Here is a 17146-nt window from a genome sequence, read left to right as displayed (position 1 = left end):
TAGCTATACTAACATATTACTTTCTTACTCGTCAACCGCCATTTTCCATAATTCCGGTTGACAAGATCGGATTTAACTCTTACAGTGACAATTAGGTCCGACCAGAGGAACTGGAGACACTTTCGATTGCGCATGCTGCGGAGAGTGTCTCCTTTTCTTTTGTAATCATCCCGCCTGATAGGAGTGTTCAACGTGGCACGCAAGAGACAAATGAAATTATCAGCTTATTTGGTAGGCACCGGAATGCATGCTTCTTCCTGGCGATTGGAAGAGGCCGATCCCGGCGCAAGCATTGACATCGAATACTACTCCAAATTGGCCCAAACCGCCGAACGCGGCAAATTCGATATGGCCTTCCTGGCCGACAGCCTTGCCATCAATGAACAGTCTCATCCCAATATCCTCAACCGGTTCGAGCCGATCACCCTGATCGCGGCGCTGGCCGGCGCCACTTCCCGCATCGGTCTGGTCGCTACAGCCTCAACCTCGTATATCGAGCCCTTCAATCTCGCGCGGCAGTTCATGTCCGTCGATCGCATCAGCAAAGGCAGAGCCGGCTGGAACATCGTCACCACGCGCGACTTGTCCGGCAATACGGCACGGAACTTCGGAGCGGATACCCACTTTGAGCTGGAGCACCGCTACCGCAGAGCGGATGAATTTGTGGACGTTGTGCGCGGCCTATGGGATTCCTGGGAGGATGACGCCTTTGTATTCGACAAAGCGCGCGGACGCTTCTTCGACCCGGCCAAGCTTCACCGCATCCGCCATAAAGGCGAATTTTTCGCGGTGGAAGGGCCGCTCAATATCGCCCGTTCGCCGCAGGGCCACCCCGTGCTCGTCCAGGCAGGGAATTCCGAGTCCGGTCAAGCTTTTGCGGCGCGGGTTGGGGAAGTTATTTTTGCAATCAAATACAACTTTGAGGATGCGCGTGCCTATTACAAAGAGTTCAAAGAAAAGGTCGCCGCGGCCGGGCGCAATCCAGGCGACGTATACGTCCTGCAGGGCATTTCACCGGTCATCGGCGCTTCGGAAGAAGAAGCAAAGGCCAAGCAGAAGCGGATCGAAGCGTTTCTGCCGGAGGAAACGATCATCGGCTTCCTGGCGGACTATTTCAAGGAGGTGGACTTCAGCCGCTTCAACCCCGAAACGACCGCCCAAGAGGCCGGACTGAATACGCTGCGGGCGGCGAACCCCGATTACGGCAAGCACCAGCCGGTCATCGCCAGAGAAAATCCGACGCTTCGCGAACTCTACTCCCTCATAATCGGCTCCTTCAGCGGAGATCATCTCGTTGGCACACCGGAGAAAATTGCCAATACGCTCGAACAATGGTTTCTGGAAGGAGCGGCGGATGGCTTCATGCTTATGGCTCCCGTCCTCCCCGAAGGGCTCGACCAGTTCGTCAATCAGGTCGTTCCTCTTCTTCAGGAGAGGGAACTGTTTCGCACGGAATACGAAGGCCGCACGCTGCGGGAGCATATCGGGCTCCCGGTTCCCGTCAACCGAAATTCCGCCGGCAGCCTGACCCGGTAAACACCAAGCGCCTCCCGCAAACGATGATGCGGGAGGCGCTTGGTCCGTGTTAGGTGCCTGCTGCTTCAACGGGCAGAGCTGCTTTGCGGATCGCTTGCTCCAGATCGTCGATCAGGTCGTCGGGATCCTCGATGCCGATGGACAACCGGATCAAATCCGGTGAAATGCCTGCGGCGGCCTGCTCTTCAGGAGTCAACTGCGCATGGGTTGTGCTGCCCGGATGAATAACCAGCGACTTGGCATCCGCGACATTCGCAAGATGGGAAAACAGCTCCAGGCTGTTAATAAAGCGGCTGGCCGTCTCGTAACCGCCCTTCAACCCGAACGTGAAGATGGAGCCCGGGCCTTTAGGAAAATAGGTTTGCGAGAGTGCGTAATAAGGACTGGAAGGAAGAGCCGGATAATTGACCCAGGCCACATCCGGATGCTGCTCCAAATACGCCACGATGCGCTTTGTATTCGCAAGGTGCTTCTCCACCCGCAGCGACAGCGTTTCGAGTCCCTGCAGCAGCAGGAACGAGTTGAACGGACTGATCGCCGCGCCGATATCGCGCAGAAATTGCACTCTTACCTTCGTAATGAAGGCAAGCTCGGCAAACTTCTCCACATACCGGATGCCGTTATAACTCTTGTCAGGCTCCGTAAAGCCCGGAAACTTGCCGTTCGTCCAGTCGAACGTGCCCCCATCCACGATCAAGCCGCCGATGGACGTCCCGTGTCCGCCGATAAACTTCGTTGCGGAATGGACGACGATGTCCGCGCCATGCTCGAGAGGACGGATCAGGTATGGCGTCCCGAACGTATTGTCAACGATCAGCGGAATGCCGTGCTCATGCGCGATATCGGCGATTTTGCGGATATCCGCGATATTGAGCCCGGGATTTCCGATCGATTCGACGAACAGCGCCTTCGTCTTGTCCGTAATCGCACGGCGGAAATTTTCCGGATCATCGGGTTGGACGAATCGCGTCGTAATGCCGAGCTTCGGCAGCGTCACATCAAACAGATTGAAGGTGCCGCCGTACAGCGTGCTGGCAGAAACGATTTCGTCGCCGGCTCCGGCGATATTAAAGATCGAATAGGTAACGGCCGCAGAACCGGATGCGACGGCCAGCGCTCCCACGCCTCCTTCCAGAGCCGCGATGCGCTGCTCCAGCACCTCATTCGTCGGGTTGCTGATCCGCGTATACGTGTTGCCGAGCTCTTCAAAGTTGATCACCGCACGCGCATGCTCCGTATTTTTGAAAACAAACGACGTGCTCTGATAGATGGGAACCGCACGCGCGCCTGTCACTGGATCGGCCAATTGACCGGCATGCACCTGCTTCGTATCGAATCTCCACCGCTTCTCTTTCTCCTGCCGATCGGTCATAGACTCTCTCCTTTATCGTCCAACGCAAAAAAGAGACTGCAGGATCCCTTGGCGGGTCCTTTCAGTCTCCAGTGTTCTGGTCAGCCGAAAATTTTTTCCTTATTTCTCCGGTTGGAATAATACAATTTAATCTTACACGTTTACTGCAAAGCTGTCAATTTGTGGTTCGTTCCGTCAATTTTTTGGGAAGCCAAACACATACTGCTTCGGTATGCTCGTTTCTTTCTTAAGTGCTACCCCCGCTTCCAAGGTCCAGTATGGATTTCTCAGCATCCCTCTGCCGACGGCGACAAGGTCGGCATCTTCGTTGCCGATCACAGCGTCCGCAAGCACCGGTTCATCCAATCTTCCTACCGCAATAACGGGAATTTGCAGCGATTGCTTTAATTCTCTTGCAAGCGGAACCTGATAAGCGACATGCGTTCCCGGTTTCCCATGAGCGGCGATTGCTCCCTCTCCTCCCGCGCTGACGTGCAACATGTCAACACCGGCTTCTTGATATTCCTTGCAAAATGCGGTGCTCTCTTTGATTCCATATCCGCCTTCTACATATTCCCGGGCGGAAACGCGCATAATCAACGGCATATCGGCCGGCATGACGCTTTTGGCCGCTTGAATGACTTCTTTGCCGAATTTCGTCAAGTCTTCACCGTACTCATCGGTTCTTTGGTTCGTTAATGGGGAGTGAAATTGATGAATCAAGTATCCGTGCGCACCGTGAAGCTCGATCACGTCCACTCCGGCTTTTACGGCACGCTCGACGGCCAGGCGGAATTTTTCAACCATTTGCTTTACTTCATCTGTCGTAAGAGCTCTCGGGGTTTTGAATTCACTGTTAAAAGGTACGGCCGACGGTGCAACCGGAACTGCGGCATCTTCCGCTTTACGGCCGGCATGAGCGATTTGGATGCCGACTTTGGCTCCATACTGATGACAAGCTTCCACAATCCGGGCTAATGCCGGAATATGATCGTCCGACCATAATCCCAAATCAAAGTCGGTAATCCGGCCGTCAGGCTCCACATCCGTCATTTCGATTATAATAAGGCCCGCTCCGCCAATTGCCCGGCTTACATAGTGCTGGTAGTGCCAATCCGTCGCGATGCCGTCCTTGCTTGTGACGGAGTATTGGCACATCGGCGGCATAACGACCCGATTTTTCAGTTCCAATCCTTTCAACTTGTAAGGGGTAAATAAATGGTTCATAGCGAAACCTCCATGGATTCGATTCATACACTTAAATAATGTATGCACATGCATATAAATTAGCATAGTTCAATTTACCCGTCAAGCGTGGACTGGGCTCATTGTTGTCAAGGTCAAGGAAGAGAGACGCTTACCGAAACGCCGAATCAAAAGCGACTATCTGCTGTTCAGATGGATGAACTGCTGCAGCAGGCTTTGCATCTCGACTTCCGACAGCTGTTTTTCAAGGACCGCTTTGAAGGTAACTAAAGCTTTTTCGAGCTTTTCTTCCCCTATTCGGGTCAAAGAAGTGTAAACGCCTCTGCGGTCATCGTCACAAATGTGCCGTTGCAAGGCTCCGCAGCCCTTTGCTTCAAATCGGCTGACAAGTCTGGACATGGCGCTCTGGCTTAACCCGACCATCGTCTCCAACTGCTGCAATCTCAGCTTTTTATCGGGAGCCTCGGATAAAAATAAAAGCAAATAAAACTCTTTTAGCGATAGATGATATTCCTCCTGCAAGGCGGCTTCCAGTTCATTTGCAATGTTCATTTGGATCTGCGTTAAAGTTAGCCAGCTCGTGATAAGCCGATTATTCGGGTCATTTTCCATCGTTCGATCACCTGTTTCACAGAAATATTTCACGGGCTTCAACATTCCTCATTTGAATTTCTTATTATTATAGCATCTGTTATAGCAAATTAACGAACCTGCAGCGAAAACTTCTTTGTTAGACCAAAATCAACACGAACGTTATTCCGAGATAGAGACAGAGCGGACTGTACAACCATGTATCGTACTTGGAAAAGGCCGAATGCCTGACTCTTTTGAAAAAACCTAAATACTTGAATTCCCCAATCGCCCGGACGACAAATACGAAAGCACAGACGATGCAGCCCGAGCGCGTCCACAGGTTTGCTTCGATGGATGGAACATACCCGCCTTGTATCGGAAGAAGGAAACCGGCGAGCAAAATAAGCGTCGCCACGATGATCGTTGCGGCCGCTCCGGGATAATGGGCGGGCTGATGTTCCCCCTCCCTTGCATACATGACGACGTGAACGCCCCATCTTCCTCCAAAAGCCCAATAATAATGGAGCAGGCTGATCAATCCGAGAATAATAGCAGAAGAGAACATCATGAATCCCGCCATGTCGGTTACCTCCCATAATCGCTGAACCTGCAAATTTCATTTCTTTAGCCCAAATAAGCCAAGTAGATCAACCGGGCCCGGCCCACCGCTTCAGACTCTTCCATCCCCTCCGTGCGATGCAAGGCCGCCATATAATCGATTCGTTGTGTTTCAATGCCCGAGATTCGGGCTTCAAGTGCAGGATCGTACTTGGCCCAATATAGCTTTTGCCATTTTCGATGTCAACCATTTTTTCCCTTCGAGTAGAGCCGCTCAGACCGGTATGCGCGATGTCCGCAGCCCCCGTGCCCTCTTGCTAGAAAACCGCCTGCTTTAGATGCTATACTGGAAAAAATTCGGTCTCCCTTCGAAAGGGGGAAGTTGCTCTGTTTCAAATCATGCTCGTCGAAGACGATGAGAAAATCAGAACGATCGTGGCGGACACGCTTCGAAAATGGCAGTACGGGGTCATTGAATTGACGGCGTTTGAACAGGTGAAGGACGATGTTGTCAAATATCAGCCCCACCTGATACTGCTCGATATCAACTTGCCGGTATATGACGGTTTTTTCTGGTGCCAGCAAATCCGGTCGGTGTCGAAGGTGCCGATTATCTTTCTGTCTTCCCGAAATCAAAATATGGATATCATTATGGCGATCAACATGGGCGGCGACGATTTCGTGCAGAAGCCGTTCGATTTAGATGTCCTCGTAGCCAAAGTAAACGCGCTGTTGCGGCGCAACTATACGTATCAGGATGAAACGTTGCAATTGAAGCACCGGGAACTGACGTTCAACTTGTCGAACTCCTCCGTTCAATATGGGGGCAGGACGACGGAGCTGTCGCGGAATGAATTTATCGTTCTGCAGGTTATGATGCGCAATATCGGCAAGATCGTCTCAAGGGACGATTTGATGCAGGCGCTCTGGCATGATGAGCAGTTTATCGATGACAATACGTTAACCGTCAATGTAAACCGCTTGCGGCGCAAGGTCGCCGACATTGGGCTCGATGATTTTATCGTCACCCGCAAAGGAATGGGGTATATCATCGAATGAGATTTTGGCGTTTTCTCAAATACGAGCAATCCTATCTCCTCTTGTATGCGGCAAGCTTCCTGATTGCAACAGCTGTTTTTTATATGGAGTCCCACATGTGGTGGCATTGGGACAGTATTGGGTATGCCCTGATCCTCCATCTGCTGCTGGTGGCCGGGTTCTTCTTTCATCGTTACAGAAAAAATGTGCATGCGATCCGGCATATGAACGATGAGGACAGCGAGCAGCTCTCACTTGAAGCCGAAGCCTATCATCAGGCAATGGAAAAGATGGAGAAGGCTCATATTCGGGCCTTGAATGAAGTCCAGGCCAAACAGAATGAATATTATAATTTTATTGTTTCCTGGTTCCATGAGATTAAGATTCCGATTTCCGTCATGCGCTTGATGCGGCAAACGGAAGTAGACGCCAAAAGCCTGGAAGAAGAGCTTTCACGAGTGGAGCATTACGTGGATCAGGCGTTGTATTACGCCAAGCTCGACAGCTTCAATCAAGACTACGAGTTGATCAACTGCGACCTGGAGCCTTTAATTAAAGAAGTCGTCAAAAGTCATTCCCGTTCGTTCATCTCCAAAAAAATCCGGATCTCGCTTGACGTAGAGCGGGCGGTCGTGCAGAGCGATTCGAAATGGCTGCAATATATCGTCCACCAGCTCGTTACGAACAGCTTGAAGTACACGGGAAATCACGGGGAAGTATCGATTGTGACACGGGTAACCCCGCAGGAAAAACTGCTCGTCATCCGGGACAATGGAATCGGCATCGACCGCAAGGATCTCCCCCGTATTTTTAACCGCGGATTTACCGGAACCAACGGCCGAACCCATATGAAATCGACGGGAATGGGGCTGTATTTGGCGCAGGAGCTTTCGAGGAAGCTGGGGCACTATATTACGTGTACCTCCGAGGTCGGTTCGTTTACCGAGATGGTCATTCATTTCCCTAAAAATAACGATCCTTATTTGAATATATTGCAGCAAAGCCAAACGCAGTGACCCCCGGCGGCCGCTGCGTTTGGCTTTGCTCATGCATGCTCCCCGCTTGCGATTTTATAATAAAGATTGGTGGAAGACAGGTAGAACAAAGTGTAAATCAGAAAATAGACGGCCATAATGCCCCAGACCATCCCGGTCAGATTCGGGAAGTCCTTTACGGAATCCAAAATGTATGTTTTGATAATGAACCAGCTGTTCATCAGCCCCAGCGCCAGCGGCGGTGAGAATACGAACAACAACTGCTTGCGGATCACGCTTTTCATTTCCCCGTTCCCCACACCGATTTTACGCAGCGTCGCATATTGGTGCCGGGCTTCCGTCGCTTCCCGCAGCTGCTTGAAATAGATCACGCTGGCGAGAGCAAAAAGCGCGATTAACGCAAGGAACGCGCTTGCGAACAGCATCAAGGCGGACCCTTCAATTTGCTTGGAATAGACGTCCGCGAAAGAAGAGTAGTACGTCTCCGGAGTCGCAGTGACAAGCGCATGCAGCTGCCTCGACAACTCTTCCGCCCTTTCGGCATCCCGGATCTGGTAGATTTCGAAAGATTTTACGTCCGCTTTACCCTTCAGTCCCTGATAGGTCTCGTCCGAAATGACAAGTACAGCCGGTTTTTTCACCATCGAAGTTACAGGGTCGGTGGCCCAGCCCAGAAAAGCGTAATCTTTTTGCTCGATAAGATGCAATGCGGTTTCAGACCCCGTTTCCGCCCCGGTCATCACGTTGAACTTTGTCTGCCGGCCGGGCTCAAACGTTTTCGCGAAATCCGTCCCTTGCGACAGAGCCACCGCTTCATTCCGCTCAAGCTGCACACGCTGGTTGTCGCCGCGCAGGGCGACGATCTCGTTATACGTTCGTTCCGCAACGAGCAATATATCCGGCGTGAAATAGTCAGGATTTTCAAAGGCCTCATCCATCGCGGATCGGGGTTCAGCCGCCAAACCTTCCACGGTGCGATGATATTGAATGTCATGCCCAGAATCGTTGATGATGCGGTTAATTTTCTCATTCGTTGCGCTTTCCCTGGACTCGAAAGCAATGTCGTTGGGCAGATTTTTCCCAACCGCTTCGAATTGAACCGCATAGTTAATCGCGACAAAACACGTTAACAACACAATGACGGAGCTGAACAACAAAATAAATGTTAAATTCAACGTATTGCTCCGCATTTGAAAACGAAGCGAAGAGGTCCAGAGCAGCGTATTGCCTTCATAGTATCGCTTGCGCCGGTTTACAGCCTGCAGCAGCCAGCCGGCAAACTGCCGGAAGAACAAATAAGTTCCGCCGATAATTCCGACGGTGCAAGCAATCAGGCTGGCCGTCGTATACTCCTGCCATGCTGCCGAACCTTTGCCGCTGCCGATGAGGACAAAAGCCAAACCGAGCAGAAATAAGGAAAGCAGCGCCATCGCCTTCGAAGACGGAATCGGCTTCTCCATCTTTTCCTTGGCGCGGAACAATTCGATGAGCTGCACGCGGCGGACGGCGAAATAAGTCTGGATGCTGATGATGATTGCAAGCAGCAAAAATAGCGCAACCGTGGAACCGACAGCCTGGATCGGGAACGACAAGGAGATGACTTGGTCATACCGCATCAAATTCATGAGCAGCATGCCGAATAATTTCGATAATAAGCCTCCGAGTATCATCCCCGCGAGCAGTGAAACCGCCTCTATGAATAACGTTTCATAGAAAAACATCCGCGTAATTTGTCTCTCGTTCATGCCGTACAGCAAATACATGCCGAACTCTTTTTTGCGCTGCCTCATAAAAAATGAATTGGCATACAAGATGAACAAGATGATAAAGAGAAACATGACAACGGACGCAATTCTGACACCGGTTTGAAAGTTTTGGCGATTTTCAAGCGCAGCCAAAATATCTTGATTATACATAAGAGACGAAAACGTGAATTGAATGACGACCCCCGTGATCATGGAAAACAGGTAAATCGTGTACAAGCGGAAGTTGCGGCGGACATTTCGCAGCGTTAAATCAAGAAGGCTCATCGCAGCTTGCCCCCTAATAAGCTCTGCGCTTCAAGAATGCGGCCATAGAACGCGCTCTGCGGTTGCTCGCCGGCGTAGAGCTCGTTTACAATCGCCCCGTCGCGGAGAAAAATAACCCGTTTGCAGTAACTCGCCGCATAGACATCGTGGGTGACCATCAGAATCGTTGTTTGAAACGCTTTATTCAAGCTCGCCAGCTCTTCCAGCAGCTGTGTCGCAGACCGGGAATCGAGCGCGCCCGTCGGCTCATCCGCGAACACGATTGCCGGCTTCGTAATAATCGCCCGGGCGCATGCCGCACGCTGCTTCTGGCCTCCAGAAATTTCGCTTGGATATTTGTCGAGAATTTCTTCGATATTGAGAGTCCGCACGATCGGTCTTAATCGGTTCTCCATCTCATCTGCTGCAAACTTGCGCAAGGAGAGCGGCAGTAAAATATTTTCCTTCACCGTTAACGTATCCAGCAGGTTGTAGTCTTGGAAAATAAAACCCATACGCTCCTGGCGAAACCGCCGCAGCGCCTTCTTGTTCAGATCCAATAAGGACTGCCGGTCCAGCAAGACGTCTCCGCCCGTAAACCGGTCAATCGTCGACAGCACATTCATCAGCGTCGATTTGCCCGAGCCGGACGGTCCCATAATGGCGGTAAATTCGCCCGCTGCAATCGTCAAGTCGATATTTTTCAAGACCGGTGTTTTGCCATAGCTTTTCGTCAGATTTCTCGTTTGAATGACGGCCTGCATGTTTTTTCCCTCCCTCTTCTGTTACCTCAACTATAGACCGCGTTCGACTGACGATCCATCGATGTTACAGAAAGAGAAGTGACGTTTTTGTCACTTTGGAGGTGTTCGGCAAAATATTGAACCAAATAATCGCGAAACTTGCGGGCCGCCAAAGACAGGTAACGTTTATTATGCCATACGATTTGAAATTGGCGCTGGCAGACGGGGGATTCAATGGACAGCAGCGTAAGCGGAGAAGCCCCGTCCCTTCCGCATCCTCCGACCAGCGCGACGCCAAGCCCGGCGCGGACAAGACTGGCAATGGCGGCCGGTTCGTCTACCCGGCAGACGAAATTTGGCGTAAACCCCGCTTCACGGAAATAAGCATCGTTCATTTTTTGGAAAGGAAAACCTTCTTTGTATCCGATAAACGGTTCACCCGCCGCCTCGATTAAGGAAATGCTGTGACGCCCGGCCAAGCGATGTCCCGCAGGAACGGCCAGATAAACATCTTCGTTCATGACGGACAATGCGCTGAATTCCGGTTTTTCAATGGGCAAAGCCGTAAAACAGACGTCCACCTCTCCAGCTTCAAGGAGATCCGCCATTTCTTCCATTGAAGCCTGCGTGATCCGAAAGTTGACATTCGGGTGAAGGGATAGGAAAGCGCTCAAAGGCTCCGACAGCCGCTCCAGGGTCGAAGTCGCCAGGTGGATGCTCCCATGCTCCAGTCCGGCGAGCTCGGATACTTCTTTCCGTCCCTCTTCCAATAAGGTGAGCGCCGCTTCCACTTTATCCAAAAACGCTTTGCCGAACGTATTGAGCCGAATTTGCCTGCCTTGGCGGTCAAACAACGGTACGCCCACGTCTTTCTCCAACCGGGCGATCGTCTTGCTGAGAGCGGGCTGCGCGATCCGCAGCTGCTCCGCCGCCCTCGTCATATGCTCCAGTTTCGCAACCGTGCGAAAATACTCAAGCTGCAGCAGTTCCATGTCTTTTCCTCCTAAAGGTTTTGCCGAATGGCAAAACCACTTCGTAAGCATAGGCTTATATACTTAAAGGCATATAAGATATAGATTAAGATATATTTTTATTTATCGATTATGAGCTATACAATGGGATCAAGCAAGTAAAACTTCCCGGGAAGGCGGGCTTGCAGCAGCTTACAAATTCAATGTATGCATGTACTCCATTATGCGTAAGCGGGGTGAAGAAGTGGAAATGGAAGCGAAAGCTAAATTGGAAGCGAAAGTGGAAGCCGGAGTTCAGCAGCAAACAGGAGAAAAAATCATTCGTATTCTCTCATTCACGCTTGTCATCTCCGTAATGAGCGCAACGATGTTCAATATCGTATTGCCCGAGATCCGGGCGGAATTTCATCTTTCCTTCTCGCAAGTAAGCTGGATTTCATCCGCTTTTTTGCTGATCTACGCAATCGGGACCTTGATCTTCGGCAAGCTGGCCGACATCTATAAGCTCAAAGATTTGCTGACGTTCGGCCTTCTTTTTTTTGCTCTCGGATCGATGGTCGGATTGGCCGCCCAAGCCTATTGGATGGTTCTCCTCGGCCGGATATTACAGGCAGTAGGGGCTGCAGTTATTCCGGCAACGGCCGGAATGATTCCGATTCGCTACTTTCCGCCGGAGAATCGGGGACGCGCCTTGGGAATAACGATGACCGGGCTGGCGATTGGCAGCGCGGCGGGCCCGGCCGTCGCCGCCTTAGTCGTTAGTACAGTTCATTGGCGGTGGTTGTTCTGCATGCCGCTTCTTACGCTGCTCGCGCTGCCGTATTACCGCAAATATTTGGATGATGAACGCGGGAAGACGGGTAAAATCGATTGGATCGGCGGCGGACTGCTTGCCGGTACGGCGGCTTTGCTGCTTCTGGCGATTACGTATGAAGCGTGGATGCCGGCAGCCGGATGCCTGATCCTGTTCCTATTGTTTGCGGTAAGAATTCGAATTGCGCCCGAACCTTTTATTCGTCCCGGCCTGTTCAGAAATAAAAGCTATTCGCTTGTACTGGCAATTGCTTTTTTGACGACCGGGATCGGGTACTCGCTCCCGTTTTTGAGCCCACAGCTGCTGACCGATGTCAGTCATCTCGCTCCGGGAGCGGTTGGCTTCGTAATGGTACCCGCCGCAGTCACGACAGCAGTCCTGGGACGAAAAGGCGGCAAATTGGCAGACGCCAAAGGCAATTCGACTCTATTCTATACGGCATCCTCGCTGCTGCTTGTTTGTTTTATTCTATTATCTTCTTTTGCCGGAATCTCCCCTGTTTTTATTGCCATCTTTCTAATCTTCGGCCAAGTGGGACAATCGTTCATTTATATCGCTTTCTCCAATGCGATTTCCCGGACGCTGCCCAAGGAACAGACCGGTGTAGGCATGGGTCTGCTTTCGATGCTGAACTTTATTGCCGGTGCCGTTTCCGCAGCTGTTTACAGCAAGGTCGTGGATCAAGGTTCCGAAACGCATTGGAACCCGGCGAATTCGCATCCGGAAGCGCTCGTATACAGCAATCTGTATCTCGTTCTCGCGATTTTGCATGTGATGATATTTTTGGTCTATTATTTTCAATTCGGCAGAGTGAAGCGCAAAGCGGCTTAGTCCCAGTCCGAAAGACGCGTTGATCGCAACGATTGGCATCCAATTCTCGAACAAACGGAACGAAACGCTGCACCTTGCAGCGTATTAGAGGAGGAGTATCGTATGAGAGCAGCGGCATTTGCTTCAATCGGCGGACCGGAAGTCATGAAAGTGATGAACTTTCCGGATCCGCAGGCCGGTCCCGGCCAAGTTAGAGTCCGCGTTAAAACAGCCGGCGTGCAGCATTACGATTGCGCGGTACGAAGCGGCTGGACGCCGCAGGGCGTTGACATCAATCTTCCGCAAATTCCAGGCAATGAATTCGCGGGCATCGTGGATCAGGTTGGGGACGGCGTAACCGGCTTCTCCGTGGGCAGCGAAGTGCTCGGTTTTGCAACATTGAACTGCTATGCCGAATATGTGACGGCCCCTGCCGACCAAATCGTGAGCAAACCCGGGAACATGTCCTGGGAAGAGGCGGGAGGTTTGACCGGCAACGGTCAGGGGGCTTACATCGCCTTAAAGGCGATCGGAATCGGACTGGGCGATACCGTCCTGATCAACGGCGCAGCCGGATCGCTGGGCGCGTTCGCCGTACAGCTGGCAAAGGAGTGGGGCGCCAAGACCGTCATCGGCACCGCCAGCGAGAGCAACCACGACTATCTGCGCTCGCTGGGCGCCGTTCCGGTTACGTACGGGGAAGGTCTGATCGAGCGGGTACGGGCGCTCGCGCCGGAAGGCGTGGACGCCGCATTCGATACAGCCGGAGCTGAAGGACTTCGGGCTGCGGTGGAATTGGTGAAGGACAAGAAAAGGATCTGTACGTTCTTCGCCTATGACCTCATCGAGGAGCTCGGCCTTCGTGTCGTCCGCGGCGTACGCTCGGCAGCCCGCCTTGCCGAACTGGCGGATCTGCATTCACAGGGCAAACTTCACATCCAAATCAGGCAATCTTTCCCGCTGGAGCGGGCTGACGATGCGCACCGGGCGATCGACACGAGGCACGGCCGCGGGAAGATCGTACTGGTGATCGATTGAGATTTCGAACTTGAGCTTCAGGTTGCGAAACAGATTCTCGGTGAACTCCGCTCTGCTAACCGCATGATCGGGCCTGAACGCGCCATCGGGATAGCCGCTGCCCCCTTCTCCCTTGCTTCAATGCCCAGCGATCGCTTGTTCAGAATCATGTCGTGTAGTGAAAGGACCTGTGAGTGAAGAGTAGAAATACCACGAACGCAGTCCTTCATGTACGCAAGGAGGATGGGGGCATTCCCTTTACCTTTTTATACATTCTCGTAAACGAACTGATGTTCAAATATCCTAATGTTTCGGCTACCTTAGACACACGTTGACCGTTCTTGAGCATATTCTCGGCAAGTTCAATCTTTACCTGTTGAATATAACCGCTGAATGTTTCCCCTGCCTCCTCTTTAAATACCCGGCTTAAGTAGGAAGCATTCAGGTGATAGCGTTCGGCCACATCGTGCAGAGTAACTGTATCGAACGGATGATCAAGCAAATATTGCCTGATCGATTCAATTAAATATTTCTTCTGTTTGGCCTGTTGATGCAGAAAAATGTTATCGTTGACCCACTGAATTTCCTTGTAGGCGGCGGTGAGCGCTTCTTGCAGTGAACCGGCCTGATTGATGCGCGTCTGCGCATCCTGCTCCGCCTTTCTCATCACGTGCGAATGGCCGGTAAACGGTTCGATGGCATGATAGAGGAAGATGATCAGTTCCTCAAGACCCTTACACACTGCATGGGGGTAAGGCAAAGTAGTGCACGTTCGGAAATAGGCCGTAAAATCCGGCCATGAATCGAGAACTGCGGCGAAGCGCAGCTTTTGGATGTTTTGTTTCATGGTACGGAATTGTTCCGCCAATTCATTTGGCAAATGAACGGTCAGCGAAGAGGAGGTGAAGACCTGCGGATGGTCTCCTCCGTACCATTTCACAAGCATATTTTGTTCGGCCGCGTTGTTATAGCTTGTCCATTGCAGCGGGGATGGAAATGTCTCGCTGCACGAAACAAAAATTCGAAGATTAAGCTCTCTCATCGCCGCCCTCACGATATCAAGAGGATTTGGAATGGGAGCGGAAAGCAGCAATCTCCATCTGAGCTTTGACTCCTCCGCAACCCAACCAATCAAGGAGTGCGGATATAACTTCTTCACGAGATTGTTAAGGTCATTGCCGATCCGATAACCGTAAGCCCGCGTAAGCGGCTGCTCAGCAGCCACCTCGTTTTCCAAAGCTAATACCCAGGCAGCATATGGAGAACGGCCAAAAAAAGTCCTCTTCTCCAATTTCAATCGCTCATGATCCTCTAAACTTAGATGGCCGTCAAGCAATTGTCGAAGAAGTTCCTCTTCTTGTCGAAGCTTCAGAGCGCTCATTTGGGTAAATTGGGCATCCTGTCGTTTTTGCTGCTCTTGTTTCTTTGCAAGCTTGACGATGACCCCGGTCAGAAAGTCCATATCGACGGTTGATTTGTTCAACAAGCTGCTTACTCCCAACGAAATGGCTTCTTTGGCCATTTCGTAATCCTGCATGCAGGTTAACAGCACAAATTCAGTTTCCTGACTTAACGCTTTGGCGCGCTTCACAAATTCCAATCCGTTCATGCGCGGCATCATGTAATCGACCAAAACGATATCCGGCGGCTGATGCTCGAATTTCTTCAACGCGTCTAATCCGTCGTTGGCTTCCATTACAGACGTGATAGGAATATGTTCATAGGGCAGTTTTAACTTAATTCCTCTGCGAATCAACGGATCATCTTCTACCACCATAATAATCATAAGTCTGCCTCCTCACCGACTTGAATGGGGATGTCAAATTCAAACGCAGTTCCGACATCTGCCTCGGACACCAAATTGAAGCGGAATTCCAATCCCATATTTAATTTCAACCGCTGCACCACATTGGCAAGTCCGATGCGCTTCCCGACTGTCTGCGCTATCTCTCTTCTCAGAGCATCCGTTTCATCAGCAGTCATCCCTCTACCATTGTCGGAAATCACCAGCCGCAAGCCTCTTTCGGACCGTTCGGCGGTGATCGTCAACACGGATTCCCTTTTGTCCCAGCCTTTGAAACCGTGAAAAATCGCATTTTCAACAAGGGGTTGCAGCGTCATTTTCGGAATTGGGATATGTCTGCATGCTTCTTCGATTTGTAAAATCAGTTGAATCGGTTTACATATAATCGCTTCCTGGAACTGAACGTAGTGGCGTATATAATTCAGCTCATCCTGTAGCGGCCCCAGAATGATATCCGGCTGCCGAAAGGAGTATTCCAGTATTTGCGTGAGGGAAATGAGCGCTTCGACAAGCGGCCGATCATTCTGCTCCTCAGCAAGCCATCGCAGCGAGATGAGCGAATTTTGCACGAAATGAGGACTGATTTGCGCTTGGAGGCGATCCACCTCCAACTTGCGTCTGTTATTCTCTTCTTCCCGTATCGTTTCGATTTGAGTTTGGATACGATCAAGCATCGCGTTGATGCCTGTCGCCAACACTTCCACTTCATACAATCCTTTGTACTTAATTCGTCTGGTAAGATGACCGGTCTGCATATGCCGCACCAGCATGGAAAACCGCTGCAGCGGCACGGTAATTTTTCGGGTCAGAAGGAAGAAAAACACGGTTGCTATAAGCAACGAATAGAAGAGCGTGATCACCGTGATACGCTTGATAATGTTTGTATCGCTATAAAGAACGTGGCTTGGCGTCAGTTCAACGAACGTCCATGACAGCTCCGGCAGCACTTGATAGAAAAATTCGTAGTTCTCTCCTTTCCATCTCACTCGCTGCGCTCCATTGGTAGCCTTTTTATCCCGAATAAGGGCTTGTGAATTGATAGAGGCCTGTGATAATTGAGTTTCGTTCAAATCGCTGGCGACAAGAAGCCGTCCCTTGTCATTCATGAGAAAAACAGTCGTTTCTTTCGTTGCCTTCGCTCTCAGCAGCAATCGTTCAATGAGCGAATGATTCATCTGCAATACAAGCAATCCCAAGTAGCGGCCATCGCTGACGATGTTCTTGCTGACATACAGCTGCTTTCCTTCCGTCGGCGGCTCGTGGTAATCAAGAGCGAAATCCTGATAGAAAACCATATGATCGATCTGTAGGTTGCTTTCCATCCAGGGGAAATTCTTCACGGTTTCCATTAATCGATTCTCTTCTCTATTATTGAGCGGAAAATTGCTGTAGACCTTTCCTTCTGCCGCCAATATGTGTACATTAAGGGGAATCCGCAGATGATATTTTTCAGACAAAACATTAATCGCAACGACCATTTCGCCATTCGTTCGGTTCTGATCCTTCAGTAGTCTGGACAACTCGTCATCCGCCGACATGGAGCGGCTAAAGTCCTCCAACTGGTTCATGTATAAGTTGAGAACGGTCTCCAGTGATTCAATCTGCCGGGATACGGAATTCTCGTACAGGCGATCAATGGTCCTGCTCGAAACGACGCTGATCCAGATACTTTGAAAGACAAGTGGTACCATTAACACGACGGACAACACAATGAAGGATAC

Annotated in this window: 14 protein-coding genes and 1 pseudogene; 5 read left to right on the top strand and 10 right to left on the bottom strand. The window is 51.0% G+C overall.

Annotated features, from left to right (window positions below; genetic code table 11):
• Positions 1 to 192: 192 nt before the first annotated feature.
• A complete protein-coding gene (locus tag VN24_RS16935; RefSeq protein WP_045671356.1) occupies positions 193 to 1536 on the top strand; it encodes an LLM class flavin-dependent oxidoreductase in 1344 nt (447 codons plus the stop codon).
• 49 nt (positions 1537 to 1585) lie between these two features.
• On the opposite strand, the gene VN24_RS16930 is transcribed toward VN24_RS16935, so the two are convergent.
• From VN24_RS16930 to VN24_RS16915, 4 genes are all read right to left on the bottom strand, one after another.
• Positions 1586 to 2908 carry an O-acetylhomoserine aminocarboxypropyltransferase/cysteine synthase family protein gene (locus VN24_RS16930; RefSeq protein WP_045671355.1) on the bottom strand — a complete coding sequence of 441 codons (1323 nt, stop codon included), beginning with the start codon at positions 2906 to 2908 and terminating at the stop codon, positions 1586 to 1588.
• 174 nt (positions 2909 to 3082) lie between these two features.
• Positions 3083 to 4114: an NADH:flavin oxidoreductase/NADH oxidase gene (locus tag VN24_RS16925; protein ID WP_045671354.1), complete on the bottom strand. Its 1032-nt coding sequence runs from the start codon at positions 4112 to 4114 to the stop codon at positions 3083 to 3085.
• Positions 4115 to 4270: 156 nt separating this feature from the next.
• Positions 4271 to 4705 carry a MarR family winged helix-turn-helix transcriptional regulator gene (locus VN24_RS16920; RefSeq protein ID WP_045671353.1) on the bottom strand — a complete coding sequence of 145 codons (435 nt, stop codon included), beginning with the start codon at positions 4703 to 4705 and terminating at the stop codon, positions 4271 to 4273.
• 118 nt (positions 4706 to 4823) lie between these two features.
• Positions 4824 to 5246 carry a DUF3995 domain-containing protein gene (locus tag VN24_RS16915; RefSeq protein WP_045671352.1) on the bottom strand — a complete coding sequence of 141 codons (423 nt, stop codon included), beginning with the start codon at positions 5244 to 5246 and terminating at the stop codon, positions 4824 to 4826.
• A gap of 377 nt (positions 5247 to 5623) precedes the next feature.
• Here VN24_RS16915 and VN24_RS16910 point away from each other — a divergent pair, with 377 nt between their 5' ends.
• Positions 5624 to 6283 carry a response regulator transcription factor gene (locus tag VN24_RS16910; protein WP_338012185.1) on the top strand — a complete coding sequence of 220 codons (660 nt, stop codon included), beginning with the start codon at positions 5624 to 5626 and terminating at the stop codon, positions 6281 to 6283.
• On the top strand, positions 6280 to 7278 hold the full coding sequence (locus VN24_RS16905; RefSeq protein WP_045671350.1) for a sensor histidine kinase: 999 nt from the start codon (positions 6280 to 6282) through the stop codon (positions 7276 to 7278). Before VN24_RS16910 ends, VN24_RS16905 begins: the two co-directional genes overlap by 4 nt.
• A 29-nt stretch (positions 7279 to 7307) precedes the next feature.
• Here the strand turns inward: VN24_RS16905 and VN24_RS16900 are convergent, their stop codons facing one another.
• From VN24_RS16900 to VN24_RS16890, 3 genes are read right to left on the bottom strand one after another with little or no spacing between them, the layout of a single operon-like run.
• Positions 7308 to 9287: an ABC transporter permease gene (locus VN24_RS16900; protein WP_045671349.1), complete on the bottom strand. Its 1980-nt coding sequence runs from the start codon at positions 9285 to 9287 to the stop codon at positions 7308 to 7310.
• Positions 9284 to 10030 (bottom strand): ABC transporter ATP-binding protein, encoded by a 747-nt coding sequence (locus tag VN24_RS16895; protein ID WP_045671348.1) that lies wholly within the window; start codon positions 10028 to 10030, stop codon positions 9284 to 9286. The genes VN24_RS16900 and VN24_RS16895 overlap by 4 nt, the downstream gene beginning before the upstream one ends.
• A 26-nt stretch (positions 10031 to 10056) precedes the next feature.
• A complete protein-coding gene (locus VN24_RS16890; protein ID WP_045671347.1) occupies positions 10057 to 11001 on the bottom strand; it encodes a LysR family transcriptional regulator in 945 nt (314 codons plus the stop codon).
• A gap of 229 nt (positions 11002 to 11230) precedes the next feature.
• Here VN24_RS16890 and VN24_RS16885 point away from each other — a divergent pair, with 229 nt between their 5' ends.
• Both VN24_RS16885 and VN24_RS16880 read left to right on the top strand, forming a co-directional pair.
• Positions 11231 to 12625 carry an MFS transporter gene (locus tag VN24_RS16885; protein WP_045673405.1) on the top strand — a complete coding sequence of 465 codons (1395 nt, stop codon included), beginning with the start codon at positions 11231 to 11233 and terminating at the stop codon, positions 12623 to 12625.
• 102 nt (positions 12626 to 12727) lie between these two features.
• On the top strand, positions 12728 to 13642 hold the full coding sequence (locus VN24_RS16880; protein ID WP_045671346.1) for an NADP-dependent oxidoreductase: 915 nt from the start codon (positions 12728 to 12730) through the stop codon (positions 13640 to 13642).
• A gap of 42 nt (positions 13643 to 13684) precedes the next feature.
• Here VN24_RS16880 and VN24_RS28715 read toward each other — a convergent pair.
• The 3 genes and pseudogenes from VN24_RS28715 to VN24_RS16870 form a co-directional block, all read right to left on the bottom strand.
• Positions 13685 to 13741: pseudogene (locus VN24_RS28715) on the bottom strand (S-layer homology domain-containing protein); the annotation flags it as partial.
• Between the two features lie 106 nt (positions 13742 to 13847).
• Entirely contained in the window at positions 13848 to 15407 is a 1560-nt protein-coding gene (locus tag VN24_RS16875; RefSeq protein ID WP_045671345.1) for a response regulator, read from the bottom strand.
• Positions 15404 to 17116 carry a cache domain-containing sensor histidine kinase gene (locus tag VN24_RS16870; protein ID WP_238590937.1) on the bottom strand — a complete coding sequence of 571 codons (1713 nt, stop codon included), beginning with the start codon at positions 17114 to 17116 and terminating at the stop codon, positions 15404 to 15406. Before VN24_RS16870 ends, VN24_RS16875 begins: the two co-directional genes overlap by 4 nt.
• Between the last annotated feature and the right edge of the window lie 30 nt (positions 17117 to 17146).

Source organism: Paenibacillus beijingensis (genome assembly GCF_000961095.1).
In the GTDB taxonomy this organism is placed as follows: Bacteria; Bacillota; Bacilli; order Paenibacillales; family Paenibacillaceae; genus Paenibacillus_O; species Paenibacillus_O beijingensis.
This window is presented reverse-complemented; position numbering and strand designations above follow the sequence as displayed.